The organism is Rhodoligotrophos defluvii, assembly GCF_005281615.1.
GTDB classification, from domain to species: domain Bacteria; phylum Pseudomonadota; class Alphaproteobacteria; order Rhizobiales; family Im1; genus Rhodoligotrophos; species Rhodoligotrophos defluvii.
In genome coordinates this window covers 1-25,514 of record NZ_SZZM01000010.1, presented here as the reverse complement: position 1 = coordinate 25,514, position 25,514 = coordinate 1, and the positions used below count along the sequence as shown (strand labels likewise).

Here is a 25,514-nt window from a genome sequence, read left to right as displayed (position 1 = left end):
GGGGCGCCATGGCGAAGGTTCTCGAAGGAAAACTGGCCCTGGTCACCGGCTCGCGCGGCGGTCTCGGTTTCGCCATGGCCCAGGCGCTGGCCGAGGCCGGCGCCCATGTGCTGGTGCATGGCCGGCACGCCGATGCGCTGGCGCGATCGGTCGCGGAGATCCGCGCGGCGGGCGGGTCGGTCTCGCCCCTTCCATTCGATCTCACGGACCCCAGCGCCATCGACGGCGCCTTGGAAACGGCGCGCTCAGCCTTCGGGCCGCTCCACATCCTGGTCAACAACGCGGGTATGCGCGATCGCCGGCCGGTCGAGAGCTTCGACCTCGCCACCGTGCGTCAGCTGCTCGAAATCGACCTCGTCGCGCCCCTCCACCTCTCGCGCCAGGCGGCCGCGACCATGCCGAGCGGCGGCCGGATCATCAATGTCACCTCGATCGCCGGCCAGATCGCCCGGGCGGGCGATGCCGCCTATACTGCCGCCAAGGCCGGGCTGGAAGGATTGACCCGCGCGCTCGCGGCGGAATTCGGCCCGCGCGGCATCACCGTCAACGCGGTTGCCCCTGGCTTCTTCGCCACCGAAGCCAATGCCGAGATGGTGGCGGACCCGGCCATTGCCCAATGGCTGAGCCGGCGCACCGCGCTCGGCCGCTGGGGTCGGCCCGAGGAGATCGCCGGCGCGGTGGTATTTCTCGCGTCCCCCGCTGCCAGCTATGTCACCGGTCATGTGCTGGCGGTCGACGGCGGCTACCTCGCGCATTTCTAGAGCATTTTCGAGCGAAGTGGATACCGGTTCGCGTGAAGAAAATGCGACCAGGTAAGAACTTAGAGCATTCAGCGATTCGGAGAAACGCGGAAATGCTCTAGAACCCGGTGATGAGGTAAATACCTGAAAAACAAGCGCGTCATGCCCGACGGCGCCTAGGCGCTGAGCCGGCATCCAGGGCCACACGGCACAAGCTTTCCCCTGGGACCCTGGATCACCCGGTCAAGCCGGGTGATGACGGTGGTTTACAACTCAGCCTCCAAACCGTCATGCCGGCCGCGCCTAGGCGCTGAGCCGGCATCCAGGGCCACACGGGATACGCAGGCGACGCCCGCTAAGCACCAAAGCGCCGGCCGTGCTCGTCCAGCAGCACGCAGTCCTGCGGTGCGATGGAGAAGGTGACCGGCTCGCCCTCCCGGAACACCTTGTCCTCGATGGCATTGTTGGCCTGGATCGTGATGCCGTTCACGTCGATGAAATAGGAGGCCGCACCGCCGAGATAGGAGGTGTTGAGGATCTTGCCGGCGATGCGGTTCTCGCCCAGCCCGTCGCCCTCCCCCACCTTCACCCGCTGCGCCCGCACCACCACCGTGACCGGCAGACCAGGGGCCACCCCTGGTGGCGCCTGCACCGTCAGCTGCGGCCCGCCGTCGAGCTCAACCTGCGCAACCGAGCCATTGACCCCGTTGATCCGCCCGCCCAGCAGGTTCGACTGGCCAAGGAAGCTTGCCACGAAGCGCGACGCCGGCCGGCGGTAGACCTCTTCCGGCGGCCCTTCCTGTTCGACCACCCCGTGGTTCATCACCACGATGCGGTCGGACATCGCCAGCGCCTCCTCCTGGTCGTGGGTCACGAAGATGGTGGTGATGCCCACTTCCCGCTGGATGAGCTTGAGCTCGGTGCGCATCTCCTCGCGCAGATTCGCATCCAGCGCCGACAACGGCTCGTCCAGGAGCAGCACGTCCGGCTCGATGACGATGGCGCGCGCCAGCGCGATCCGCTGCTGCTGGCCGCCCGACATCTCCGACGGCAGCTTCTTTTCCACCCCGGGCAGCCGAACCATCTCCAGGGCACGCTTCACCTTGCGGGCGATTTCCTGCTTCTCCACCCCACGGTATTTGAGGCCGAAGGCAATGTTGTCGAACACCGTCTTGTGCGGGAACAGCGCGTAGTTCTGAAACACCAGCCCGATATTGCGCTTGTGGATCGGCACGTCGTTGATGCGCCGGCCCGCCACCACGATCTCCCCGGAGGTCGGGTCGACCAGCCCGGCGATCGACCTGAGGATGGTAGTCTTGCCGCAGCCCGAAGGGCCGAGCAGGGTGACGAACGAGCCTTTCTCGATCGTCAGACTGACGTTCTTGATCGCCACGAACGAGCCATAGGCGAGCGTGACGTTGTTCAGCTGAACGGCAATCTGCGCCATGCCGGCAGGATCCTCCACTTGCATTCCTTAGAATGGCCCCCACCAGACCGGCGGGGGCCCTTCCTGATCAGGCACCGCGGGCGATGCGGTCCCACTGCTTGGTCCAGGCATCCGTGTGCTGGGCCCAGTATTGCGCGTCCGCAAAGGTAAGATGCTCCATCTTGCCCGTCGGGTCGAAGGCCGGCAGCTTCTTCACCTTCTCGCTCATCTCGACCTTGGTCGGGTCGAGCGAAGGCGGATAGTTCTGCCCTTCCGCCACCGCTATCGCAGTGCCCGGCTCGAGCATGAAGTTGATGAGCTCCTCGCACTCGGCCATGGGCGAGCCTTTGAGCACCAGCATGTCCTCCATCCAGGCATAGGAGCCGGGCGGGTCGAGATAGCCGATGGGCGCGCCCTGCTGCTGAAGCGCCGCCACGCGGCCGGACCAGGCGTCCGTCACCACGATCTCCTCCTTGCTCAAGAGATCCATGAGCTCGGCGCCGGAGCCCCAATATTTCTTCACCAGGTCGCGCTGCTCCCTGATCTTCTCCCAGACCGCATCGATGTCTTTGATGTCGTTCGGGTTCTGGCCGGTGCCGAGCGCCCCGTACCAGACCCGCGTCGTCATGCTGGCATAGCCGCCGATCTTGTTCTTGAAGCGCGGGTCGGTCAGCAGCGCCACGCCCTTCTCCTTCGCCTCCTCCGGAGGGATCACCTTGGTGTTGTACGCAATGCCGGTGGTGCCATAGTCGTAAGGCACCGCCGACAGCTTCGGCGTGATGGCCCGGAACGGCTTGATCATCGCCTCCATGACATTCGTCATGTTAGGGATATTGGCCTCGTTGATCTCCGAATTATAGCCGCCCTGCACGTAGCGGATGTAGTACTCGACCCCGGAGGAATGGATGATCTGATATTCCCCGGGCGCGGCGGCCTTCACCTTGGTGATGATCTCGTCCTCGTCGCCGAACGTGCCCTGCACCACCTTGATGCCGGTCTTCGCCGTATAGGGCTGGAAGGCATATTTATCGATCGCCTCCTGCACCACGCCGCCCCAGCCGTCGAACCGCACTTCCTTCACCGCCGCCAGCGCCGGGCCCATCCAGCGCATCGAAACGCCGGAAGCCACCGCGGCCGCGGCCGTCAGGCTCAGGAAGGTGCGCCGGTCGATATTGCCGCTCCTGTAGCGATCTTGCAGCCGTTCCAGCCGCTTCGTGGTCGAGATTTTCATGACAGTCTCCCTCGCTTCCATTTTTGCGATCATTCTTGCGATTTCATTTGGCACCGCGGGCAAGCATGCGGGCAAGCGCTCCGCCCAGAAGAGGCACGCCGACGGTGATCACGATCATCAGCGTGCCAAGCGCGTTGATTTCCGGACTGATCGAGATCTTCAGCATCGACAGGATCTGGGTCGGCATCGTCTCGACGCCGCTCGGACGCCAGAACATGCTGGCGGTGATGTTATCGAAGGATATGGTGAAGACCAGCAGCATGCTCGCCACGATGGCCGGCATCAGCAGCGGCAGGGTCACCTCGCGGAACGTGTGGAAGCGGTTGGCGCCCAGCGACAGGGCGGCTTCCTCATAGACCCGCTTGATCCCGATCAGCCGGGCCTGCACCACCAGAACCACGTAAGGCAAGGCCAGCATGATGTGGCCGGCGACCATCAGCCCCAGTGTGCGCGGCTCCTGGGCCCAGCGGATCAGCAGCAGCAATCCGACGCCCAGCACCGTCTCCGGCACCAGCGCCGGCGCGATCACCATCGTGTTCACGAGCTGCTTGCCGGGAAATTCATAGCGCACCAGCGCCATGGCCGCCATGATGCCGAGCGTGGTGCAGATGACCGATGTGACCAGCGCCACCCACAGCGAGGTTCTGAAGGCGCGCAGCACCGCCTCGTTGCCCATCAGCTTCTCATACCAGCGCAGGCTGAAGCCGGTCATGGGAAAGCCGCCGAACATCGAATCGTTGAACGAAAGAATGACCACCGCCAGGATCGGCGCGAACATGAAGATATAGACCAGAATGGTCAGAACCTTCACCGCCTGCCAGCCCCAGCCGCTGGTCACATCGCTTGCGGACGGGCTCACCGGCTCAACCCTTTGAACATGCGCGACAGGCCCATGTAGCGGCTATAGACCGCCGCCACCGCGCCCAGCAGCACCAGCAGCACCATCGAGAGCGTCGCCCCCATCGGCCAGTTCAGCTGGCCCATGATCGTGTCATAGATCAGGTTGCCGAACAGCGCGTCCCGGCCGGAGCCCAGGATCTCCGGCGTGACATAGCTGCCCGCCGCCAGCACGAAGCACAGGAGCAGGCCCGCCATCAGGCCGGGCAGCGACAAAGGCAATGTCACCTCCCGGAACGCCTGCCAATTGGTGCAGCCCAGGGTGCGGGCCGCGGAAATCAGGTTCCGGTCGATGCCCTCGAGGCTCACATAGACGTTCAGGATCATGTAGGGCAGAAGGAAGTGGATCATGCCCATGATCACCGCGCCTTCCGTATAGAGCATGCGGAGTGGCTCGCTGATGATGCCGAGCTTGAGCAGCACCACGTTGATCACCCCCTGCTCACCCAGGATGTTGATCCATGAGAAGGTGCGGATGGTGAAGCTGATCCAGAACGGCACGATGAGCAGAAGCAGCAGCAGCCACTTGTGCTTGAAATGCGTCATGGCGATGAAATAAGCGGGCGGATAGCCCATCACCGCGCACAGCACGGCCGTTATCCCCGCCACTCTCACCGTCTTCCAGAGGAAATAGTGGTAATAGCTGTCGGTGAAGAACTCGTGCCAGTTCGCGGTGGTCAGCACCTCCCGCTCGACCCCGCCCGTCACGAATTCATAAAACGAAAACAGCAGCATGATGCAGATGGGCAGGACCATCAGCACCAGCAGCGCGAGCAAGGTCGGCGCGAGCAGCAGCCAGGGCCGGCGCGCCTCGGCCGCAGTCATCGGCGCGGCAGAAGGTGCACGCGCCCGAATGGTCCCCCATCGTTCAGCGATCGTCATGAGCCACGCGCGGCGTTCCCCCTTTTTTCCTGACGCTAGAGCACAGGCTTTGGGCTGTCCAGACCAGGAGCGTCATCTCTTGGTCTAAGGCCGTCCTCGGCCAGCCGATCGAGCGCCCCACCCTCCAGCCGGTAAATCACGAAGTCCTGCACCCACATGCCGCCGAGCCGCTCATAGAACCCGCGCGCCTCCGCTGCCCGGAGCACGTGCCAGTCGACCCGTGGATAGCCTTGTGCCTTGGCCAGACCCGCCACATGGGCCAGCAGCAGCCGGCCGATGCCGTGGCCGCGCAGCTCCTCCCGCACGAAGAAATCGTCGATGAACAGGAACGGCTTGCCCTCCCATGACGAGAAGCAGCGGTAGAACATCAGCGAGCCCACGGCCTCGCCGTCTTTCTCCGCCAGCAGCACGCGGAACGCAGGATCATCTCCGAAGCCATGGCGCCGGATGTCCTCAGCCGAGGTCTTGCACAGATGCGCCTTGCCGTCGAACCGGGCATGCGCCTGGATCATGCTGGCAACAGTCGCCGCATCGCTTTCCTCTGCCATTCTCACTGTGACGGCCATCACCTTCTCCCTCGCATTGACTGACCAGATCGGCAATCTCTGCTATGTGCTCAAAACGCCCGCTTAACGGAGAGACGTGGCCGCCTCGAAAACCCGCCACGACGCTCGCGACCTCAGGGGAAAAACCGCAGATGAAGGTTGTGTTCGACGACGCCCAGAAGCTCCACGATCCCAAGTTCTTCCTGTCGAGCGGAGCGGGCAAGCCCAATCCCGAGCAGCCCCGCCGCGCCGACATCCTGCTGGAGGCCGCCCTGCGCGCAGGGCTCGAACGGGTGGTGCCGGATGATTATGGCCTCACGCCGGTGGCCGCGGTCCACACGCCTGAATATCTGCAGTTCCTGAAGGGTATCTATGAGCGGTGGATGCGTATCGGGGAGGCCTCCGAGGAGGTAATCCCCAACATCCACCCCGACCGGCGCGACGGCGCCTACCCCGCCTCCGCCGTAGGCCAGGTCGGCTACCACGTGGCCGACACCGCAGCGCCGATTGGCCGGGAAACCTGGACCTCCGCGCTGCGCAGCGCCCATTCGGCCGTTCATGCGGCGGAGCTCGTTCTGAACGGCGAAGGCTCCGCCTATGCCCTGTGCCGGCCGCCCGGTCACCACGCCTTTCGCGATCTCGCCGGCGGCTTCTGCTTCCTCAACAACGCGGCCATCGCCACCCAGCATTTGCGCCGACGCTACGAGCGGGTGGCGATCATCGACGTGGACCTGCATCACGGCAATGGCACCCAGGGCATCTTCTACGACCGGGCCGACGTGCTCACCGTCTCGATCCACGCCCATCCCGAGCGCTTCTACCCATTCTTCTGGGGTTATGCCGACGAGCGCGGCAAAGGCCCCGGCCTCGGCTATAATCTGAACCTCCCTTTGCCGCGCAAGACCGGCGACGAGGGTTTCCTGAGAGCGCTCGACTGCGGCCTCGACCGGGTGGCGGCCTTCGCGCCGGACGCCGTGGTCATCGCGCTCGGGCTGGACCCCTCCGAGGCCGATCCGCTGGCGGGGCTGGCGGTCACCACGCGGGGCTTCGCTGAGATAGCGGCAAGACTGGCATCCCTCGCCCTCCCCACGGTGATCATTCAGGAAGGCGGCTATATTTGCCCGCCGCTGGGCGACAATCTCCAATCCTTCTTGCAGCGTTTCAGATTTGTTCACCGTGTATCGTAAAGGCACAGGCCGATGCGCTATTCTGCCGCTGATTGCCGTTGCCCTGCCTTTGAAAAAGCCATAGCGTTCGCCTCACTCCTATACAGATGGAGAGGGACGATGAAGGTTCTGCTTGCCGGCCTGGCAATGGCAACCATGGCCGTGTTCACCACAGGGGCCTACGCGCAAACCAGCTCCGGCACCTCGACGCCGCCAGCTGCCCAGAGCACCACACCAAGCCCGGACGATCAGAAGTCGAACATGGTCGAGATGCCGGCAGCCAATTGGCTGTTCGTGCAGACCGCCGACAGCTTCACCTCGGACGGCAAGACGCTCACCTTGAAGGGCATCAACCCGCAGACGCTGATGTTCAGCGACCGGCCCGAACGGATGACGGGCGATGCCTCGACCGCGAAATTCGTGGAGTTCTGGAACAAGGGCAAGGACAGTTTCGAGAAGGACCCGCCGAATGCCTCGATCTCCACTGGGGTTGATGGCAAGACGGACATCGTGATCGTTGAGCTGCTCAATCCGCGGCTCGAAGGGGATACGCTCACCTACGACATCAAGCCGCTGAGCGGCGAGCTGCCGCAGTCCGGCCAGCAGGCCACCATATTCATCGACTGGTGGTATGGTCCCGGCTGGCGTCACCGCTGGGGCTGGGGTTGGGGCCCTGGCCCGTGGGCCGGTGGCGGCTGCTGGCGCGGGCCTTATGGCGGCCTGCACTGCCGGCCCTGGTGGGCCTATTGATGCCCGGGCGGGCACACCTCTTCACGAATTCCTGAAGTATCGAGGCGGGCTCCGGCCCGCCTTTTTCGTTAACGAACCGTCGCCACAATACCGTCTCATAGATTAAGACAATTATCGGAAATTCTTCGGCGGAACATTCCTGAATGACTTCGGCACTCCGGAACGGCGTCACCGCGATCGATCTCACCATGCGAATCACGCTGGCCGTCCTCGCCTTGGCGTCCGGCGTCTACACCTATCTCGGCGTCCGCGATCTGCTCGACGGCTCGGCCGTGCTCACCTTTTTTGCAGCCGTCATCTACTCGGCCGCCGTTTCGGTTGCGATCTATGCCTTCTGGTCGTTTCTCATGCGCTTCCTGCCGCATGTAAGGGACGTGACCAGCCGCTTGTGGCTCGCCGCCGCCATGGCGCTCGGCTCGCTGATGATCGTGGCCATGTCATCCTGGCTGAACGCGGCGGCCCTGGCGGGTTCCGCCGCCATCGAGCAGCATCTTGCCATGACCCTGCAGGCCTACACGCGCGATCTCGACGCCGCTCATAACCGGGCGCTGGGCGCCCAGAGCCTGCTGCCCGACATTCAGCTCGCCTCCACCCGCTTTGCGCGCCTGGCCGACGCCGAGCGCAACGGCGCCCTCACCGGCACCGGCGGTTCCGGCACCGTGGTGCAGCTGCTCACCCAGATGTCGGGCCAGCTCGATGAGCTTGGCCGCCAAGTCGCCGATAGCGCCGATCGCGCCCATCAGCTCTATGCGGAAGGCAGCAGGCAGATCGCGCGCATGCGCGAGTTCGTCTCCCGGCAAGGCGACATCAAGGCCCGCAGCGACGCCTTCGGGGCCGAAGCGCTGAAGTTGATCGGCACGATCGCCTCCATGGAACAGACCTCCATGGCGCCCGCCGTGAAACGGGCCGCCGACGACCTGGCCGCCGGCTTCATTCCACCGGCCCCGGACGGCCGCACGGCGGATCTCGCCGGCCGCCAGAGCCAGGTGGTCGACAATGTGGAGAAGGCGGTCGCCGCCCAGGCAAATGCCCTCTCCAAGGCGGCCGAGGCCATCATCGGCAATGGTCCGGTCGAGCCATCCCGGTTCCAGCCCCTGTCCACCGCGGAAGCGGTGCTGCGTTATGCCGGCGATTTTCTGCCCAGCTGGGCCGGCGCCATTTCGATCGATCTGCTTCCCGCCGTGCTCGTGCTCATCCTCTGCATCGTTCACGCGGCAATCCGGCGCGAGGCCGAACCAACCACCGCCGAGTCCATGACCGCCGCCGATCTCATTGCGGCCATGCGCCTGCTGCGCGAGGTAGATGGCGAGCGGCTGGCGAATGCGGGGAGCGTGCATCGAGAGGCGGAGGAGCGACAGCTGCTGGGCGGCCCCGCCGAATCGACCGTCACGCCTCTCACCACTGCTCGCGGCGTGAAGAAGGAATGAGCAGCGCCGATCCATCATCGCGGCGATCGACCCTTTGGCGTCGCGCGCCCGGGGAAGCGCGTGACGAAACCATACTGCGCAGCGTCTTCTTCACGCTGGTCGCGCTGGCCACGGGCGTGCTTGGGTACGATCTCGCCGAACGCATGAAGTCGCAGCCGCCGCCGGCTGTCCAGACGCTCTCGCCCGCCGCATACCCCGATGTGCAGCCCTTCCTGCCCTCGATCCGGCCGGAGATCGTGCAGCCGGGCGACCGCCGCACGCCGGCCGCCGAGCTCCAGAAGCCAATGACCATCGAATTGGTTGCCGACGGCCGGCTCGAGGCCATCGGCACCATCACGCCGGGCACGGCCGAACGGTTCCAGGCCGAGATCGAGAAGCGTGGCGACTACGTAAAGGCCGTGGTTCTGAACTCCCCCGGCGGATCGGTGGAGGATGCTTTGGCCATGGCCGAGCTGATCCGCGCACGCAAGCTTGCGACGCTCGTCGAGGCAAAGGGGCTGTGTGCCTCGTCCTGCCCGCTGGTGCTCGCCGGCGGGGTCGAGCGGATAGTGGAGAGCGGCGCGTCCGTCGGCGTGCATCAGGTCTACGCCATTGCGCCGGCAAGCGCGTCTCCGTTCGCCTTGCCGGCCGAAGGCGGTTTCGCGCGCGCACAGCAGGTCTCGGCCCGCTGCCAGCGCCATCTAGTCGACATGGGTGTGGACCCACAGGTCTGGATCCATGCCATGGAGACGCCGCCGCAGCAGATCTTCTACTTCACGCCGGAAGAGCTCATCCGCCTCAACTTGGCCACCGGCTCCACCATGGCACCTGCCCAAGCCACGGCGGCACCGGCCAAGCAGCCACCGCGGAACTTGTAAGCCGCCCGGATCAGATCGCCCATCGCCCGATCGCCTCGCCCCGGATATTTCGTCGCTGCGACCGCGAGATCACGCGTGCCCTTTCTGCGATGCGCATTAGACTACGAATCGCAATCAGGCGATTCACCGGATCAGAGCGGGACGGTGGCCACACAATGCGAACAGAACGGGGTGCGCCCGGCCAACCCCCGCGACGAGGTTCGCGGCGGGCCGAGCCGGCCCATGCCTTCATCGACGGCTCGTCTCGCGCGCCTTCCGATCACCATCGTCATTGCCGGCTCGCGAGTTTATGGAGGAGATGATGTTTGAGCATTTCGATGCGCTCACGCTCGCCCGAATGCAGTTCGCCTTCACCGTCTCCTTTCATTTCATCTTCCCATCATTCTCCATAGGGCTGGCCAGCTATTTGGCAGTGCTGGAAGGCTTGTGGCTGAAGACCGGACGCGAGACCTACCTCAACCTGTACAAGTACTGGGTCAAGATCTTCGCCCTGGCCTTCGGCATGGGCGTGGTGTCGGGCATCGTCATGTCCTACCAGTTCGGCACCAACTGGTCGGTGTTTTCCGACAAGGTCGGCCCGGTCATCGGGCCGCTCATGGCCTACGAGGTGATGACGGCCTTCTTCCTGGAAGCGGGCTTCCTCGGCGTCATGCTGTTCGGCATGAACCGGGTCGGCCCGAAGCTCCACTTCCTGGCCACTTTGGCGGTGGCGTTTGGCACCCTGCTTTCCGCCTTCTGGATTCTCTCGGCCAACAGCTGGATGCACACGCCCAGCGGTCATGCGGCCAATGATGTCGGCCAGTTCGTGCCCGCGGATTGGTGGCAGGTCATCTTCAACCCGTCCTTCCCGTACCGTCTCGTGCACACGGTGCTCGCCGCCTATCTCACCACCGCCCTGGTGGTCGGGGCCGTGGCGGCCTGGCATCTTCTGCGTGATGCCCGGAACGAGGGCGCCCGCATCATGTTCTCGATGGCCACGGGCCTCATCACGGTCGCGGCCCCTCTGCAGATCCTGGCCGGCGATCAGCACGGGCTGAACACGCTCGAATACCAGCCGGTCAAGATCATGGCCATCGAAGGTCATTTCAAAAGCTACCAGGACGGGGCTCCGCTGATTTTGTTCGGCCTACCGGATATGGAGACCGGCGAAGTACGATACGAAGTCAGCATTCCCAAGGCCTCCTCGCTGATCCTCAAGCATGAGCTTGACGCCCCGCTGGCCGGGCTCGACACGGTGCCGCGCTCGGAATGGCCGCCCGTCCCCATCGTGTTCTGGAGCTTTCGCATCATGGTCGGGCTCGGCGTCCTGATGCTCGGCTTGGCGGTGTTCAGCGTGATCGCCCGTTTCCGCCACAGGCTTTATGATTGGCGGCTGTTGCACCGCTACGCCCTGCTCATGGGCCCCGCCGGCTTCGTTGCGGTCATTGCCGGGTGGGTTACGACCGAGGTCGGCCGGCAGCCGTATACCGTCTATAACCTGCTGCGCACCGCCGACTCCGTGTCTCCCCTGGATGCTCCGGCTGTGGGCACCTCGCTCCTGACCTTCATCGTGGTCTATTTCATCGTGTTCGGCGTGGGAACCGCCTACATCCTGAAGCTCATGAGCCATGCGCCCTATCCGGGCGAACCGAGCCCCGATACGGAGCTGCGCGGGCCCGTGCGCGCCGCCGGCATCACACCCGCGCCCTCCGTCGATCCGCAGCGCACCCTGGGGGAAGCCGGCGCCACAACCCGCCACTGAAGGAGGTTCGAAATGGAAATCGATCTACCGACGGTCTGGGCGTGCATTCTGGCCTTCGCCGTGTTCGCCTACGTGGTGATGGACGGATTCGACCTCGGCATCGGCATTCTGTTTCCCTTCTTTGCGCCCGGAGAAGAGCGCGACAGCGCCATGAATTCCGTGGCCCCCGTATGGGACGGCAACGAGACCTGGCTCGTGCTGGGCGGCGGCGGCCTCATGGCGGCATTCCCCCTGGCCTATGCCATCATCCTGCCGGCGCTCTATGCGCCGATCATCGCCATGCTGCTCGCCCTGGTGTTTCGTGGCGTCGCCTTCGAGTTCCGCTGGCGCGATCCCAGGCATCGCCCCTATTGGGACGTGGGCTTCACGGTGGGGTCGGTGGTCGCCGCCCTGGCCCAGGGCATCACGCTCGGCGCCCTTCTCCAGGGCATAACCGTCGCCAACCGCAGCTATGCCGGAGGCTGGTGGGACTGGCTCACGCCCTTCAGCCTGCTGGTCGGAGTGAGCGTGGTCATCGGCTACGCGCTCCTTGGCTCGACCTGGCTCATCATGAAGACCGAGGGCGCCACGCAGGACCATTGCTTCCGCCTTGCCAAGATCCTCGGCATCGGCACCTTGATCTGCATGGCTCTGGTCAGCTTGGCCACCCCCTTCCTCAGCGGCGACTATTACGAGCGGTGGTTCTCCTGGCCGCAGGTGCTGTTCACCGCGCAGGTTCCCCTGCTGGTCACCATAGCCGCCGTGGGCTTTTTCCTCAGCTTGAAGTTCCGCCGCGACATCTGGCCGTTCCTGATCGCCATAGCCTTCTTTGGGCTCGGACAGATCGGGCTGGGCATCAGCATCTTCCCGCACGTGGTGCCGAATGTGGTCACGATCTGGGATGCTGCCGCGCCCGACGAGAGCCTCATCTTCATGCTCGTCGGCGCGGGCATCCTGATCCCGATCATCCTTGCCTATACGGCCCACGCCTATTGGGTTTTCCGCGGCAAGACCGGCCATGAAGGATACCATTGACATGCGATGGCGGCGGCTGCCTCGTCCCGAGCAGCTTTCGCCCACATTGCGCCGCTGGTTGTGGTTCGCGGCCCTATGGCTGGGCGGTGTCGCCACGACGGCCCTGGTAGGGCTCGCCATCAAGCTCTGGCTGAGCTGAGGTCTCGAGTTGAGGGTGTTGGGCGGCTTTGGGAGTTCGTGCCGTGTGGCCCTAGATGCCCGGCTCGGCGCCTCAGCGCGGCCGGCATGACGATGAGCTCCATACGCCCCCTCTCGTCATTGCCGCGCTTGACGCGGCAATCCAGGGGCCGCAAGGGAGTTCGTGCCGTGTGGCCCTGGATGCCGGCTCGGCGCCTCGGCGCGGCCGGCATGACGGGGCGGGGGAGGAACACCGGCTCCTCTCGTCACTGCCGCGCTTGACGCGGCAATCCAGGGGTCAAGCGGAACGCCTATGCCGCGTGGCCCTGGATGCCCCGGTCAAGCCGGGGCAAGACGGTCTCGCTCAACCGCCCTGCCTTCGTCATCACCGGCCTAGAGCCTAGCTGTGGTGCAAATTGGCCGCGATTGATCTAAAGCTTGGCTTCGGTCAGCATGGCGCTGATCTCCGCTTCCGCCGCAAGCCGCCCGTCGACCCGGGCCTCTCCCCTGTACTTCCACACATTGGCGCGCTTGCGCAGCAGCTGCACGTGGATCTTCACCGTGTCACCCGGCACCACGGGCCTGCGAAATCGCGCCTTGTCGATGGTCATGAAATAGACGAGCTTTCCCTGCCCCTCCTCGCCGCGGCTGGCCACCACCAGCCCGCCTGCGGTCTGTGCCATGGCTTCGATCAGCAGGACCCCGGGCATCACCGGCGCGCCCGGGAAGTGGCCGGCGAAATACGGCTCGTTGATGGTCACGTTCTTGATGCCGATCCCCGACAGATCCCCGTCCATGTCGACGATACGGTCGATCATCAGGAATGGGTATCGGTGAGGCAGCAACTGCAGCACGCGGTTGATATCGGCCGCGTCCAGTCCCGGCTTAGAGACGTCGGTCACCATGCTGGTCCAGCAACCCCATCAGACTTGTCTACAGGCCAGGCGAACGCCAAGCCGCCAGTATCCTCGCGCAAAGGAAAGGCCGGCATATTTTGCCGGCCTGTTTAGAGGAATGAACAGAAAAGACCAACGGCTTTCCAGTCTGCCCATGGGCGGAGCCGGTCGTCCGGCGCTTAGAACTGCGTGCCGACGCTGAAGCGGAACCACTCGGTCTTGTCATACTTCTCCTTCAGCAGGGCTTCCGCGAAGTCGAAGCGCAGCGGACCGAACGGCGACTGCCAGATCACGCTGGCACCCGCGGACGCCCGGAACTCGGCTTTGTCGCCCACCAAGCACTTCGTGTAGTCGTTCGAGCACTTGAAGTTGTCGGGTGCGTTGAACAGCGTGCCGAAGTCGGTGAACACCGCGCCCCGAATTCCGAACTCCTCGGGCAGACCGAGCGGGAACGTCACTTCCAGCGTGCCGATGCCGTAGGTATAGCCGCCCAGCGCATCGTCCCGCGAGGTCGAGATGTCGCGCGGGCCGATACCGGCGCGCTCGAAGCCGCGGAACGAGTTGCCGCCCTTGAAGAAGCGGTCGATCGGCTGGATCTCCTTGCCGAGCGGCTCCATATGGCCGGCCGTGCCGCGCGCCATGAACACGACGCCGTCCCAGATGGGATAGAAGTAATAGCCGGCGAGTTCCGCCCTCGCCCACTGGGCATCGCCGCCGAGGCCCGCCACGTCGGTCGACAGCTGGAACCGGTAGCCCGAGGTCGGGTTCAGCGGGTTGTCCAGCATGTCATAGACGTAGGTGGCCCCGACCAGCGAGATATTCGTGGTGCCCTTGGATTGCAGAATGGCTTGCGAGGCGTTTTCCGGAACGTTCCAGATGCGCCGGTTGGTGAAGTTGTACCGCGTCGTTATGCGGCCGTTTTCCGATAGCGGGAAGCCGAAGCGGAACCCGCCACCCAGCTGGCGCACGTCGAAGGACGACTCGTCCTGCTGATCCGTGCGCGTCGCATAGGCGTCGATGCCCGCCGACAGGTTGCGCCCGAGGAAATACGGCTCGGTGAAGCTGAAGTCGACCTCCTGGCGCTTGAAGCTCAGCGATGTCGCCAGTCGGACGAACTGCCCCTTGCCCAGCAGGTTGCGCTCGGTGACGCTCACCGATCCGACCACCGCCTCCGAGGTCGAGTAACCGGCCGCGAAGTTGAGGGTACCGGTCGACTTCTCCTCAACCTGCACGATCAGCACCACGCGGTCGGGCGCGCTGCCCGGCTGCTCGATGATGTCGACCTTGCTGAAGAAATCCAGCGCGGTGATGCGGCGCCGGGCCCGGTCCACCAGCACCCGGTTATAGGCATCGCCCTCGACCAGCCGGATCTCCCGCCGGATGACGTTGTCCTGGGTGCGCGTGTTGCCGACGATGTCGATGCGCTCGATATAGACCCGCGGCCCTTCCTCGAGCGTATAGGTCAGCCCTATGGTCCGCGTCTGCTCGTCGCGTTCGATGCGCGGCCGCACCTTCGCGAAGGCATAGCCGGAGGTGCCGGCCTCGACCGTCAGGCGTTCGACCGTGGAGTCGACCAGCTCCGCGCTATAGACGTCGCCGCTGCGCGTCCGGACCCGCTCCATCAGCTCCTCGGGGCTGAGATTGGTGCTGCCGGGGTCGACGGCGACCGGGCCGAAGTTGTACTGCGGTCCTTCATAGACCGTGAAGGTGATGTAGAAATTCTCCCCGTCCGGCGCGAGCTCGGCCGTGGCCGACAGCACCTGGAAATCCGCATAGCCGTGGTTCAGGTAGAACCGCCGGAGCAGCTCCCGGTCATAGGCCAGCCGATCCGGATCGTAGTTGTCGGACGTGGACAGGAACTTCCACCAGCGCGATTCCTCGGTGGTGATCACATCGCGCAGCTGGCCCGAATCGAACGCCTCGTTGCCGATGAAGGTAATGCGCTGGATGCGGGTTGTGGCGCCCTCGGTGATCTCGAACACCAGGTTGACCCGGTTCTGCGGCAGACGGATCACCTTCGGCTCGATCCGGGCCGCAAACAGGCCGGACCGCCTGTAGAGAGCCTGCAGCCTCTGCACGTCGCTCTGCACCCGGGCGCGGGTAAAGACCATGCGCGGCTTGAGCTCGACCTCCTTGCCGAGATTCTCGTCGGTGATCTCGCTGTTGCCCTCGAAGCTGATCTGGTTGATCAGCGGGTTCTCCTCCACATGCACCACGAGCACGTTGCCGCGGCGGAAGATCTGGACGTCCGAGAACAGGCCTGTCTGGAACAGAGCCTTCAGCGATTGGTCGATGCGCTCGGCATCGAACGGGTCGCCCGGTCCGATTTGCATGTAGGCGGTGACGGTCTCGGGGTCGATACGCTGATTCCCCTCGACAGCGATACGCGACACTGTCTGCGCGTGCGCCTCGCCGGCCGTGAAACCGATCCCCGCGATCGGTCCCAAAGCGGTCAAGAGCAGAGCCAGACAGGCGGCAATTACAAACCGATAGCGCATAAGGTACCAATCATCAGTTGTTATCCCCGCCGCCCCAGGCCGAAACGCGTGTAACGAGTTGTTTTACGTGGTTTCGGCTCAGCTGAAAACCGCATGATCGTCAGCAGGGCGATTTCCCGCTCCATAGTGTCAAAATCAAAACAGTTCGAAGTGGATAAGGTCGTTCCACGTCGCGAACAGCATCAGCATCAAGACCAGGACCATTCCCACTCTGAAGCCCAGATCCTGTGCTCTCGGACTGAGCGGCCTCCCTCTCACAGCCTCAATGGCGTAGTATAAAAGGTGGCCGCCATCAAGTATCGGAATCGGAAACAGGTTGATCAAACCGATGCTTACCGAGAGCACCGCAGCCAGGTTGATAAGCGGGAGAAGGCCGATTCCCGCGATTTCCCCGGACATCTGCGCGATCCGCAGCGGCCCGCCGAGCTGATCCGCAGACTGAGTGCCAACGATCACTTGACCCACATAGCTCAGGGTGCTGGTGATCACGAACCAGGTCTGCTCGGCCCCTTTCCACAAGGCCATCACGGGGCCGTAGCGCTCGACGCGTGCCCCCTCGCCCGCCCCGCCCGTGATCCCCAGAATGCCGATGGTGTGCTTGCCCCCGAACCGGTCCTCGATCTCCCGGGCCGCCGGGGTTACCTGCAGGGTGATGAGGCGGCCGTCGCGCAGGATGCCGAGGGTGAGCGGCTGGCCGGCGCTCCCGGAAACGATGCGCTGCAGATCGGCGAAGGTCTCGATCGCGTGGCCATCCACCGTCTTGATCTCGTCGCCCGGTTGCATTCCCGCCGCAGCCGCCGGCGTATCCGGCTGCACCGTGTCGGCGATCGGCGGGGCCACATGGCGCCCGACGATCATGAAAGTGGCCGCGAAGATGAGGATGGCGACGATGAAATTGGCGATCGGCCCCGCAGCCACCACCGCCGCGCGCTGTGCAAGCGGCTTGTTGTGGAACAGCTGGCTGGCTTCGGCAGGATCATGGGCGGCGGCCTCCAGCACCGCTTCGTCCGGCGTGCTGGCCACCGACTTGTCGCCGCGGAAGCTCACATAGCCGCCGAGTGGCAGCCAGCCGATTCGCCACTCGGTGCCGTGCCGATCGACCCAGGACGCGATTGCCCGGCCGAAGCCGACCGCGAAGCTGTCCACCTTCACCCCGCAGGCCCGCGCCGTGAGGAAATGCCCCAGCTCGTGGAAGAACACGACGATTGTGAGCACGAACAGGAACGGCACGAGGTAGGACAGGAACGTCCACAACCCCGAACCGATCATCTCCGCGAGTACCATTTCACGTCCACCTATCAGCCGCTACCGGCCTAATTCCTTGCCGGCTAGCCATTTAGCCGGCTCGCTTCATCTTGGACCTGAGCTACCGCCCGAACCTTGCCGCCAGCTCCTGCGCCACGCGGCGGCCATAGGCGTCCGCCGACCAGACGTCATCCAGCGAGTTGAGCCCGGCGAGCATGCCATCCTGCTCGGCCCGGTCGATGGTCGCCTGGACAAGCCGTGTGATACCCGGAAAGGACAGGCGTTTCGACAAGAATTCCGCGACCGCGATTTCGTTGGCCGCGTTCAGCACCGCCGTCGCGCTGCCACCCCGCGCCAAGGCATCGAGGCTCACCCTGATTGCCGGGAACCGCTGCTCGTCGACCTCCTCGAAGGTGAGCTGGCCGATCTTCTCGAGCCGCAGCTGCTGCACGGGCGCGCTGATCCGCTGCGGCCAGGCGAGCGCATAGGCGATGGGCGTGCGCATGTCCGGCATGCCCAGCTGCGCCAGCGTCGAACCGTCGTTATACTCGACCAGGCTGTGCACGATCGATTGCGGATGGACCAGCACGTCCAGCTGGTCGATCGCCACGTCGAACAGATGGAAGGCCTCGATCAGCTCCAGCCCCTTGTTCATCAGGCTGGCCGAGTCGATCGTGATCTTGCGGCCCATGCTCCAGTTCGGGTGCTTGAGCGCCTGCTCCGGTGTCGCAGCCTCGAGCTCCGCCGGGCTGAAGGTGCGGAACGGCCCGCCCGAAGCGGTGAGGATAATGCGCGAGACCTGGTCCGCATGGTCGCGGTTGAGCACCTGGAACACCGCGCTGTGCTCGGAATCGACCGGCAGGATGCGGGCGCCCGAGCGGAGTGCGGCCTGCGTGAACAGGCTGCCGCCGGAGACCAGGCATTCCTTGTTGGCAAGCCCGATCGTGGTGCCTTGCTGCACCGCCGCGATGGTCGGCGCCAGGCCGGCCGCCCCGACGATCGACGCCATGATCATGTCTACCGGCCGCTGCGCCGCCTCGACCACCGCCTCCGGCCCCGCCGCCACCGCGATGCCGGATCCGGCCAGCGCTTCCTTCAGCGCGCGATAATTGGTGGGATCGGCGCTGACCACCAGTCGCGCGCGCATAGCCTTCGCCTGCTCCGCCAGCCGCGCCACATTCGAATTGCCCACCAGCGCATCGACCTCGAAGCGGTCGGGCGCACGGCTCACGATATCCAGCGTCGAGCACCCGATCGAGCCGGTCGAGCCAAGAATGGTGATGCGCTTGGCGCAATCAGCCCGGTCAATGCGTTCGGCGATGGCGGTCACGGCTCACAACTCTCCCACTGTCCAATCTGCATGGAGAAGGTTTTTGTAAGGTTACTGTTGTCACCATAGCAGCAAAGCTTTGGCAATATTGTTTGGCCCTTCCCGCAAAAACCCGATCGCCAAAGCCGCTGTTGCAACCGCCATCAGACCATCGACCCGATCGAGTATTCCCCCGTGCCCCGGAATGACTTGCCCTGAATCCTTGACACCAGCATGGCGCTTGAGCTGTGACTCGAAAAGGTCGCCGAGCTGCGCCACGACCGCCAAGCTGCCGCCCAATATGGTCAATGATATGGCCGCCGGCAAATCCATCAGCATGCCGGCAATGGCACCGGCCGCGCCGCCCCCGGCGACGGCGCCGAAAAAACCGGACCATGTCTTGCCCGGCGAGATGCGCGGCGCAAGCTTCGGGCCGCCCAGCAGCCGGCCCACCCCATAGGCGACCGTATCCGCGCTCCACACCACGACCATGAGCCAGAGCAGGGCGCGCAGTCCAAGCTCGGCATCCGCCCGCAGCAGGGCGAGGCTCAGCACCGGCACCGCCACATAGATCACCCCGATGGTCGCCGCCCGGTCATGGTCGGGCTTTTGCCAGAAGAGATGGGCCAGCGAGACGGCCCACAGCGCCAAAATGGCGGCAAGGCCGATGAGCGGCCGCCCGGCGAGGGCCAGCCATGGTGCGGCTGCCGCCGCCAGGCAATGCAGCGCATAAGGCAGGGGCGAGGGCGCGCGATAGGCAAGGCGCACCCACTCCACGCCCATGAGAACGCCGATCACCGAGAGCAGGAGAGCAAACCACGCCCCGCCCAGCCAGGCCAGAGCCAGCACGATCGGCACGAGCACCACGGCCGAGGCGGTTCTGACGGCAAGATCGCCCCATTTGCCAGAGCTCCAGGCCGCGGCCATAGCGCGTGTCTTGAGCTAGGATGCCGAGGCGGCAAGGCCACCGAAGCGCCGATCCCGCTGCATGAACTGCCGCAGTGCGGCGGCGAAGATGTCCTGGTCGAAATCGGGCCAGGCCTCGTCGACGAACACGAATTCGGAGTACGCGCTCTGCCACAGCAGGAAGTTCGACAGGCGCTGCTCGCCGCTGGTCCTGATCACCAGATCGGGGTCAGGCAGCCCGGCCGTGTCCAGGTGCCGCTCGAGCGTTACCCCGTTCACCTCCCCGGCCGAAAGCGCCCCCGATTCCACCTTGCGCGCGATCGCCTGAACGGCGCGGGTCAGCTCGTCCCGCGCGCCGTAGTTGAAGGCGACCACAAGGGTCAGCGCTTCGTTGTTGCGGGTCAGCTCCTCCGAGCGCTCGATCAGCGACACGATATCCGGGGCAAGCGTTTGCCTGTCGCCGATGATCTTGATCCGCACGCCCCGGGCATGCAGCTCCGCCACGTCGCGATTGGCGAAGCGGCGCAGCAGATCGAGCAGATAGCCCACCTCCTCCTTGGGTCGGCTCCAGTTCTCCGAGCTGAAACTGTAGAGCGTCAGATACTGGATGCCGAAGTCCAGCGCCGCGCTCACCGCCCGGCGCACCGCCTGCACCCCTTGGCTGTGGCCGGCGGAGCGCGGCAGGGAACGCCGCTTGGCCCATCGGCCGTTACCATCCATGATGATGGCGACGTGGCGAGGAAGACTGCCCGGCACATCCAGGGCGGGTTCCGCGTCTCCTTCGCTCAACCGGCTCATTCGTAGAGACATTTGACTCCACCCGCGGCTGAAAGCACCGGCCCGCCCAGGAACAACTCAGATCTGCAGGATCTCCGCCTGCTTCTGCGCCATCGCCTCGTCGATGCTCTTGATGGTCTGGTCTGTCAGCTTCTGCACGTCGTCGGCCCAGGCGCGGTGCTCATCCTGACTGATCTCGCCGTCTTTTTCGAGCCGCTTCAGCTGCTCCATACCGTCGCGGCGCACGTTACGCACAGCAACCTTCGCCTGTTCCGCATAATTATGGGCGACCTTAACCAGCTCTTTTCGGCGTTCTTGCGACAGTTCGGGCACGGGAACACGCAAGGTCTGCCCCTCGGCGATCGGATTGAGCCCCAGGCTCGAGTTGCGGATGGCCTTGTCCACGGCCGAGACGAGACCTCTGTCCCAGACCTGCACGGTGAGCATCCGCGGCTCGGGCACCGAGACGGTGGCCACCTGGTTGAGCGGCATGGTCGCGCCATAGGCGTCGACCGTTATGGGCTCCAGCAGGTGAACGGATGCGCGGCCGGTGCGCAGGCCACTGAACTCCTCCTTGAGCTTGGCGAGTGCGCCTTGCATCCGGCGCCTCAGCTCCTTCATGTCCATTTTGTCGGGATCTGTCATGTGTTCTTCGTCCAACTGCGGATCATTCAGCCTTGCCGGCATCGATGACCGTGAACCGGCCCTCGCCGCGGATCACGGCCGCCAGATTTCCCGGCTCGCGGATCGAGAACACGATTACAGAAATATTGTTGTCGCGCGCAAGTGCAATGGCGGAAGGATCCATCACCCGCAGCTGCTGCGCAAGCACCTCTTGATAACTCACCCGGTCGAAACGCTCGGCATCCGCATGGCGCTTGGGATCCTGCGAATAGACCCCGTCGACGCTGGTGCCCTTCAATATGGCTTGGCAGCCCATCTCCGCCGCCCGCAGCGTCGCGGCCGTGTCGGTGGTGAAATAGGGATTGCCCGTGCCCGCTGCGAAGATCACCACCCGCCCTTTCTCAAGGTGCCGCAGGGCACGCGGGCGGATGTAAGGCTCGCACACGGTCGGCATGGAGATCGCCGAGAGCACGCGCGACTGCAGCCCCGCATGGACCAGCGCATTGTTGAGGGCGAGCGAGTTCATGACGGTCGCCAGCATGCCGATATGGTCGGCGGTGGTGCGGTCCATGCCTTGCGCAGCGCCGGCCAGGCCCCGGAAGATATTGCCGCCCCCGACCACGATGCAGAGCTCGATCCCATACTGCGCCACATCGCGAATCTCATCCGCGACGCGGCGCACCATCGCCATGTCGATGCCGTAGGATTCGCGGCCCATCAACGCTTCGCCGGAGAGTTTCAGCAGCACACGGCTGAAGCGCGGAAGGCCTGCCATTGTCCTAGAACCTCGTGTCGACACAGCGCGAGGGATCTGAGACGCCTCACGATCCCAAGCGCCCGCGTATCACGAGCCAGCCGCGGCCGCAACCTCGCTCGCGAAATCGCTTTCCTCGCGCTCGATGCCTTCGCCGATGGCGAAGCGCGCGAAAGCAGCCACCGTGATCGGCGCGCCGACGTCCTTTTCCATCTCTTTGATGGCCTTGCCGACCGTGTTCTCGCCGTCGATCACGTAGATCTGGTGCAGCAGCACGACCTCTTCGTAGTACTTCCGAAGCCGGCCCTCCACCATCTTGGCGATGATGTCCTCGGGCTTGCCGGAATCGCGCGCCTGCGCCGCCAGAACCTCGCGCTCACGGTCGACGAGGCTTGCATCCACCTCTTCCGGCCGCACGGCGATGGGGCTTGCCGCGGCGATGTGCATGGCGAGCTGCTTGCCATGGGCGGCCAGCTTCTCCTTGTCGCCCTTGGATTCGAGCCCCACCAGCACGCCGATCTTGCCGAGGCCGGGCACCACTTGGCCGTGGACATAGCTCGCGACCACACCCTCGCTCACTTCGATATAGCCGGTGCGGCGCACGTTCATGTTCTCGCCGATGGTGGCCACCGCATCGGTCACGAAATCAGCCACCGTCTTGCCGTTGGGCATCGTGGCGGCTCTCAGCGCATCCACGTCGCCCTGCGCGTCGATCCCCAGTTTGGCGATCTCGCTGACCATCGACTGGAACGCCTCGTTGCGGGCCACGAAGTCGGTCTCGGAATTCACCTCCACCACCGCGCCCTTGCGGTCGGCGGTCGCCACGCCCACGAGGCCCTCGGCCGCAACGCGCGATGATTTCTTGGCCGCCTTGGCGAGACCCTTCTTCCGCAGCCAGTCGACCGCAGCCTCCATGTCCCCGCCGGTCTCTGCGAGCGCGCTCTTGCAGTCCATCATCCCGGCGCCGGTGCTGTCGCGCAGCGCCTTCACCATGCTCGCAGTGATCTCAGCCATAGCGGAATCCTATCTCTTGCAGCGCTGAGGCAGGCCAACTCCCGCCCCAGCATGACGGTTCGTGTATCAGGCATCCAGGCCGGCAAGGCCCTTGGCCTGGGCAGCCCAGTCGTCGCGCTCGACGCGCCCCTTGAACTGCAGGGCATCGTCCAGGGCCCTGATCTGGTCGGTGTTCATTTCGGCGATCTGCCAGAAATGATAGATGCCGAGTTCGTTCAGCTTCTTCTCGACCGTGGGCCCGAGTCCGGTGATCTTCTTCAGATCGTCGGGCGCACCGCGAGGCTCGCTCAGGCGCGGGAAGCCCAGGTCGGCATCCTCCGCCGTATCGGCTTCGGCCTTGTCCTCGAGCGCGGGCTCGCTCAGCGGGTTCTCGAGCTCGCCGATATCGACCCCGGCGGCGCCCTGCCCGACCGAGATACCCTCCAGCGCCGCACGCGCGATCAGGTCGCAATACAAGCTGATCGCCCGGCCCGCATCGTCATTTCCCGGGATCGGATACGTGATCCCCTGCGGGTCGCAATTGGTATCGACGATCGCCACCACGGGGATGTTGAGCTTGCGCGCCTCCTGGATCGCGATCGCCTCCTTGTTGGTGTCGATCACGAACATCAGGTCGGGAATGCCGCCCATGTCCTTGATGCCCCCCAGGGCCCGCTCCAGCTTGTCCCGCTCGCGGGTCAGGTTGAGCGTTTCCTTCTTGGTCAGGCCAAGATGCTCCTGGGCGAGCATGTCCTCGAGCTGGCGCAGCCGGCGGATGGAATGCGAAATCGTCTTCCAGTTGGTCAGCGTGCCGCCGAGCCAGCGGTGATTGACATAATATTGCGCGCAGCGGCGGGCGCTCTCGGCCACGATGTCCGAAGCCTGCCGCTTGGTGGCCACGAACAGCACGCGGCCGCCGGCGGCCACCACGTCGCGCACCGCCACGAGCGCCTGGTGCAGCAACGGCACGGTCTGCGCCAGGTCGATAATGTGGATGCCGTTGCGGTCGCCATAGATATAGGTGCCCATCTTGGGGTTCCAGCGATGGGTCTGGTGACCGAAGTGAACGCCCGCTTCCAACAGCTGACGCATCGAGAAATCCGGCAATGCCATGCCAGTCTTGCTCCTTTTCCGGTTGAACCTCCGCGGATGGTGTGGCCGGATCCCGTCCGGCACCGGAAGGACAGCCAATACGCCTGGCCGCCCGACACCCGCGTGCGAGTTGACGGTGGCCATATACGCGGTCGACCCGCGATTTGCAAGCGGCCAGCCACGGCGTGCCGCGGAATATGCGTGCGCGTTCAACCGGCGCCGGACGCGGCGCTGAGGCGGACCCGGTTCCGTCCGTCCGCCTTCGCCTCGTAGAGGGCGCGGTCGGCCAATGTGAGCAATCCGGTGAGATCGATATCGTTCCCCTGCTGCGAGGCTACCCCTGCGCTCACGGTGATGCTCAAGCGAGTCCCGCGATAGATGAAGGCTTGGCTGGCAATTCCGCTGCGCACCCGCTCGGCGATCTCCATGGCCGCCTCGGGGTCGGTGTCCGGGAGCAGGGCGGCGAACTCCTCTCCGCCCAGGCGGCATAGCAGGGTTTCTGGCGGCAGGAGCGCGCCCAGGCTGCGGGCGAAGTCGGACAGTACGCCGTCGCCCACATCATGGCCATAACGGTCGTTGAGCAGCTTGAAACCGTCTATGTCGAAGAGCACCACCGAAACGATCCCGCCATTCCGTGCCAGCCGGCGCAGCACGGGTGTCGCCGCCTCGGCCAGTCCGCGCCGGTTGAGGCTTCGGGTGAGCGGATCCTGCATGGCGATCAGCTTGAGGCGGCGCGCCGTCTTTTCCCGGATCAGCGCCACCGCAAACAGGCCGACGGCCACGAGAAACAGCAGCGCCTCGGCGAGGCTTACGGCGAACCACAGCCCGGTGCGGCCGATGCTGTCCGGCATCGGCGTCACCAGCGCCACGCCGCCGCGGACCAGGTAGAACGCGGCATTGAACACCAGAAGCGCCGCGAGGGGCCGGCTCGACGGCAGGCGTTCTTCGCCTCCGCGCCAGAACTCCCGCGCGATCGCCACGCACACGGCGCTCGCGGCGATCGAGAGCCAGACCGTGCGTTCCCAGGGCTGATCGTCCGGTCCCATGGCGATCAGCCCCGCCACCCACGGCGCGATCGGCCCGGCGACCTGCCAGAACGCCACCCGGCGTCCATAGAGCGAGCGTAGGCCGGCCCAGCCCAGCCCGCCGCCGATCAACAGCAGCACGTTGGCAATGTCGACCGAAAGCACATCGGTGATGCGATCCCGCCACAGCAGCAAGGACAGCCCGGCAATCGCGGCCAGGCAGCCGGCGCTCCACCATCCATAGGAGCGGGCAGAGGGCTCGTCGTGCCAGGAGACCACCAGTACCATTGCGATCACGGCGCAGACGGCGATGAGCAGAATGAGAATGGTCTGAATATCGAGGTTCATGGCGGCCGCTACCGGTCAATACGCGCCGTCGTCGCGAGGCGGCGCACCCACCAGCCGCACCCGGCACGGCCGCGGCGAAGGGCGCATCGGGACGCGGCTGGACGGCCCGTCACGGAAAGGACCCCCCGCAAAGCGCGGCAGGTTCCCGGGCAAGATTCGCAGCCCAAGCCTTGGGCAAGCGTCGCCCGGGCCGCCGCTCGGCCGGGCTCCGGCGGCACCGGCCGGTCCCCGGCAGGCGCGGATGCCGCGAGGCG

At 65.1% G+C, this 25,514-nt stretch carries 24 protein-coding genes; 8 read left to right on the top strand and 16 right to left on the bottom strand.

Annotated features, from left to right (window positions below):
• Positions 1 to 8: 8 nt before the first annotated feature.
• Complete coding sequence (locus E4P09_RS25250) at positions 9 to 761, top strand: SDR family oxidoreductase (RefSeq protein WP_137392439.1); 753 nt, start codon at positions 9 to 11, stop codon at positions 759 to 761.
• 334 nt (positions 762 to 1,095) lie between these two features.
• Here the strand turns inward: E4P09_RS25250 and E4P09_RS25245 are convergent, their stop codons facing one another.
• The 5 genes from E4P09_RS25245 to E4P09_RS25225 all read right to left on the bottom strand — a co-directional run bounded on the left by E4P09_RS25245 (position 1,096) and on the right by E4P09_RS25225 (position 5,742).
• Entirely contained in the window at positions 1,096 to 2,187 is a 1,092-nt protein-coding gene (locus tag E4P09_RS25245) for an ABC transporter ATP-binding protein (protein ID WP_137392465.1), read from the bottom strand.
• A gap of 67 nt (positions 2,188 to 2,254) precedes the next feature.
• Positions 2,255 to 3,397: an extracellular solute-binding protein gene (locus tag E4P09_RS25240; RefSeq protein WP_137392438.1), complete on the bottom strand. Its 1,143-nt coding sequence runs from the start codon at positions 3,395 to 3,397 to the stop codon at positions 2,255 to 2,257.
• A gap of 43 nt (positions 3,398 to 3,440) precedes the next feature.
• The gene (locus tag E4P09_RS25235) at positions 3,441 to 4,256 is read right to left on the bottom strand and encodes an ABC transporter permease (protein WP_338049032.1); all 816 of its coding nucleotides are present in this window, start codon (positions 4,254 to 4,256) and stop codon (positions 3,441 to 3,443) included.
• Entirely contained in the window at positions 4,253 to 5,119 is an 867-nt protein-coding gene (locus E4P09_RS25230; RefSeq protein WP_137392463.1) for an ABC transporter permease, read from the bottom strand. Before E4P09_RS25230 ends, E4P09_RS25235 begins: the two co-directional genes overlap by 4 nt.
• A 92-nt stretch (positions 5,120 to 5,211) precedes the next feature.
• On the bottom strand, positions 5,212 to 5,742 hold the full coding sequence (locus tag E4P09_RS25225) for a GNAT family N-acetyltransferase (RefSeq protein WP_137392437.1): 531 nt from the start codon (positions 5,740 to 5,742) through the stop codon (positions 5,212 to 5,214).
• 131 nt (positions 5,743 to 5,873) lie between these two features.
• On the opposite strand from E4P09_RS25225, the gene E4P09_RS25220 reads away from it, so the two are divergent.
• The 7 genes from E4P09_RS25220 (at position 5,874) to E4P09_RS25190 (ending at position 12,815) form a co-directional block, all read left to right on the top strand.
• Positions 5,874 to 6,908: a histone deacetylase family protein gene (locus E4P09_RS25220; RefSeq protein WP_137392436.1), complete on the top strand. Its 1,035-nt coding sequence runs from the start codon at positions 5,874 to 5,876 to the stop codon at positions 6,906 to 6,908.
• A gap of 99 nt (positions 6,909 to 7,007) precedes the next feature.
• A complete protein-coding gene (locus E4P09_RS25215; protein WP_137392435.1) occupies positions 7,008 to 7,637 on the top strand; it encodes a hypothetical protein in 630 nt (209 codons plus the stop codon).
• A gap of 143 nt (positions 7,638 to 7,780) precedes the next feature.
• A complete protein-coding gene (locus E4P09_RS25210) occupies positions 7,781 to 9,064 on the top strand; it encodes a hypothetical protein (RefSeq protein WP_137392434.1) in 1,284 nt (427 codons plus the stop codon).
• Positions 9,061 to 9,921 (top strand): COG3904 family protein, encoded by an 861-nt coding sequence (locus tag E4P09_RS25205; RefSeq protein WP_137392433.1) that lies wholly within the window; start codon positions 9,061 to 9,063, stop codon positions 9,919 to 9,921. The genes E4P09_RS25210 and E4P09_RS25205 overlap by 4 nt, the downstream gene beginning before the upstream one ends.
• A gap of 301 nt (positions 9,922 to 10,222) precedes the next feature.
• Entirely contained in the window at positions 10,223 to 11,662 is a 1,440-nt protein-coding gene (locus tag E4P09_RS25200; RefSeq protein WP_137392462.1) for a cytochrome ubiquinol oxidase subunit I, read from the top strand.
• 12 nt (positions 11,663 to 11,674) lie between these two features.
• Positions 11,675 to 12,676 (top strand): cytochrome d ubiquinol oxidase subunit II, encoded by a 1,002-nt coding sequence (gene cydB / locus E4P09_RS25195; protein WP_137392432.1) that lies wholly within the window; start codon positions 11,675 to 11,677, stop codon positions 12,674 to 12,676.
• Entirely contained in the window at positions 12,660 to 12,815 is a 156-nt protein-coding gene (locus tag E4P09_RS25190) for a DUF2474 domain-containing protein (RefSeq protein WP_239025368.1), read from the top strand. Before cydB ends, E4P09_RS25190 begins: the two co-directional genes overlap by 17 nt.
• 409 nt (positions 12,816 to 13,224) lie before the next feature.
• Here the strand turns inward: E4P09_RS25190 and fabZ are convergent, their stop codons facing one another.
• The 11 genes from fabZ to E4P09_RS25135 form a co-directional block, all read right to left on the bottom strand.
• Complete coding sequence (gene fabZ / locus E4P09_RS25185; RefSeq protein WP_170984642.1) at positions 13,225 to 13,698, bottom strand: 3-hydroxyacyl-ACP dehydratase FabZ; 474 nt, start codon at positions 13,696 to 13,698, stop codon at positions 13,225 to 13,227.
• A gap of 170 nt (positions 13,699 to 13,868) precedes the next feature.
• Positions 13,869 to 16,187 (bottom strand): outer membrane protein assembly factor BamA, encoded by a 2,319-nt coding sequence (gene bamA / locus E4P09_RS25180; RefSeq protein WP_137392430.1) that lies wholly within the window; start codon positions 16,185 to 16,187, stop codon positions 13,869 to 13,871.
• Positions 16,188 to 16,322: 135 nt separating this feature from the next.
• Positions 16,323 to 17,471 carry an RIP metalloprotease RseP gene (rseP, locus tag E4P09_RS25175; protein WP_137392429.1) on the bottom strand — a complete coding sequence of 383 codons (1,149 nt, stop codon included), beginning with the start codon at positions 17,469 to 17,471 and terminating at the stop codon, positions 16,323 to 16,325.
• Positions 17,472 to 17,553: 82 nt separating this feature from the next.
• Entirely contained in the window at positions 17,554 to 18,762 is a 1,209-nt protein-coding gene (locus tag E4P09_RS25170; RefSeq protein WP_205042310.1) for a 1-deoxy-D-xylulose-5-phosphate reductoisomerase, read from the bottom strand.
• Positions 18,763 to 18,822: 60 nt separating this feature from the next.
• Positions 18,823 to 19,668 (bottom strand): phosphatidate cytidylyltransferase, encoded by an 846-nt coding sequence (locus E4P09_RS25165; RefSeq protein ID WP_137392428.1) that lies wholly within the window; start codon positions 19,666 to 19,668, stop codon positions 18,823 to 18,825.
• Between the two features lie 15 nt (positions 19,669 to 19,683).
• Positions 19,684 to 20,445, bottom strand: a complete 762-nt coding sequence (locus E4P09_RS25160; protein WP_239025369.1) for an isoprenyl transferase — start codon at positions 20,443 to 20,445, stop codon at positions 19,684 to 19,686.
• 57 nt (positions 20,446 to 20,502) lie between these two features.
• Positions 20,503 to 21,051 carry a ribosome recycling factor gene (gene frr / locus E4P09_RS25155; RefSeq protein WP_428977742.1) on the bottom strand — a complete coding sequence of 183 codons (549 nt, stop codon included), beginning with the start codon at positions 21,049 to 21,051 and terminating at the stop codon, positions 20,503 to 20,505.
• Positions 21,052 to 21,091: 40 nt separating this feature from the next.
• The gene (gene pyrH / locus E4P09_RS25150; protein ID WP_137392425.1) at positions 21,092 to 21,823 is read right to left on the bottom strand and encodes a UMP kinase; all 732 of its coding nucleotides are present in this window, start codon (positions 21,821 to 21,823) and stop codon (positions 21,092 to 21,094) included.
• Positions 21,824 to 21,892: 69 nt separating this feature from the next.
• Complete coding sequence (gene tsf, locus E4P09_RS25145) at positions 21,893 to 22,816, bottom strand: translation elongation factor Ts (protein ID WP_137392424.1); 924 nt, start codon at positions 22,814 to 22,816, stop codon at positions 21,893 to 21,895.
• 66 nt (positions 22,817 to 22,882) lie between these two features.
• Positions 22,883 to 23,908, bottom strand: coding sequence for a 30S ribosomal protein S2 (locus E4P09_RS25140; protein ID WP_137392423.1), 1,026 nt, complete (start codon positions 23,906 to 23,908; stop codon positions 22,883 to 22,885).
• Positions 23,909 to 24,096: 188 nt separating this feature from the next.
• Positions 24,097 to 25,260, bottom strand: a complete 1,164-nt coding sequence (locus tag E4P09_RS25135) for a GGDEF domain-containing protein (protein ID WP_137392422.1) — start codon at positions 25,258 to 25,260, stop codon at positions 24,097 to 24,099.
• Positions 25,261 to 25,514 lie beyond the last annotated feature (254 nt).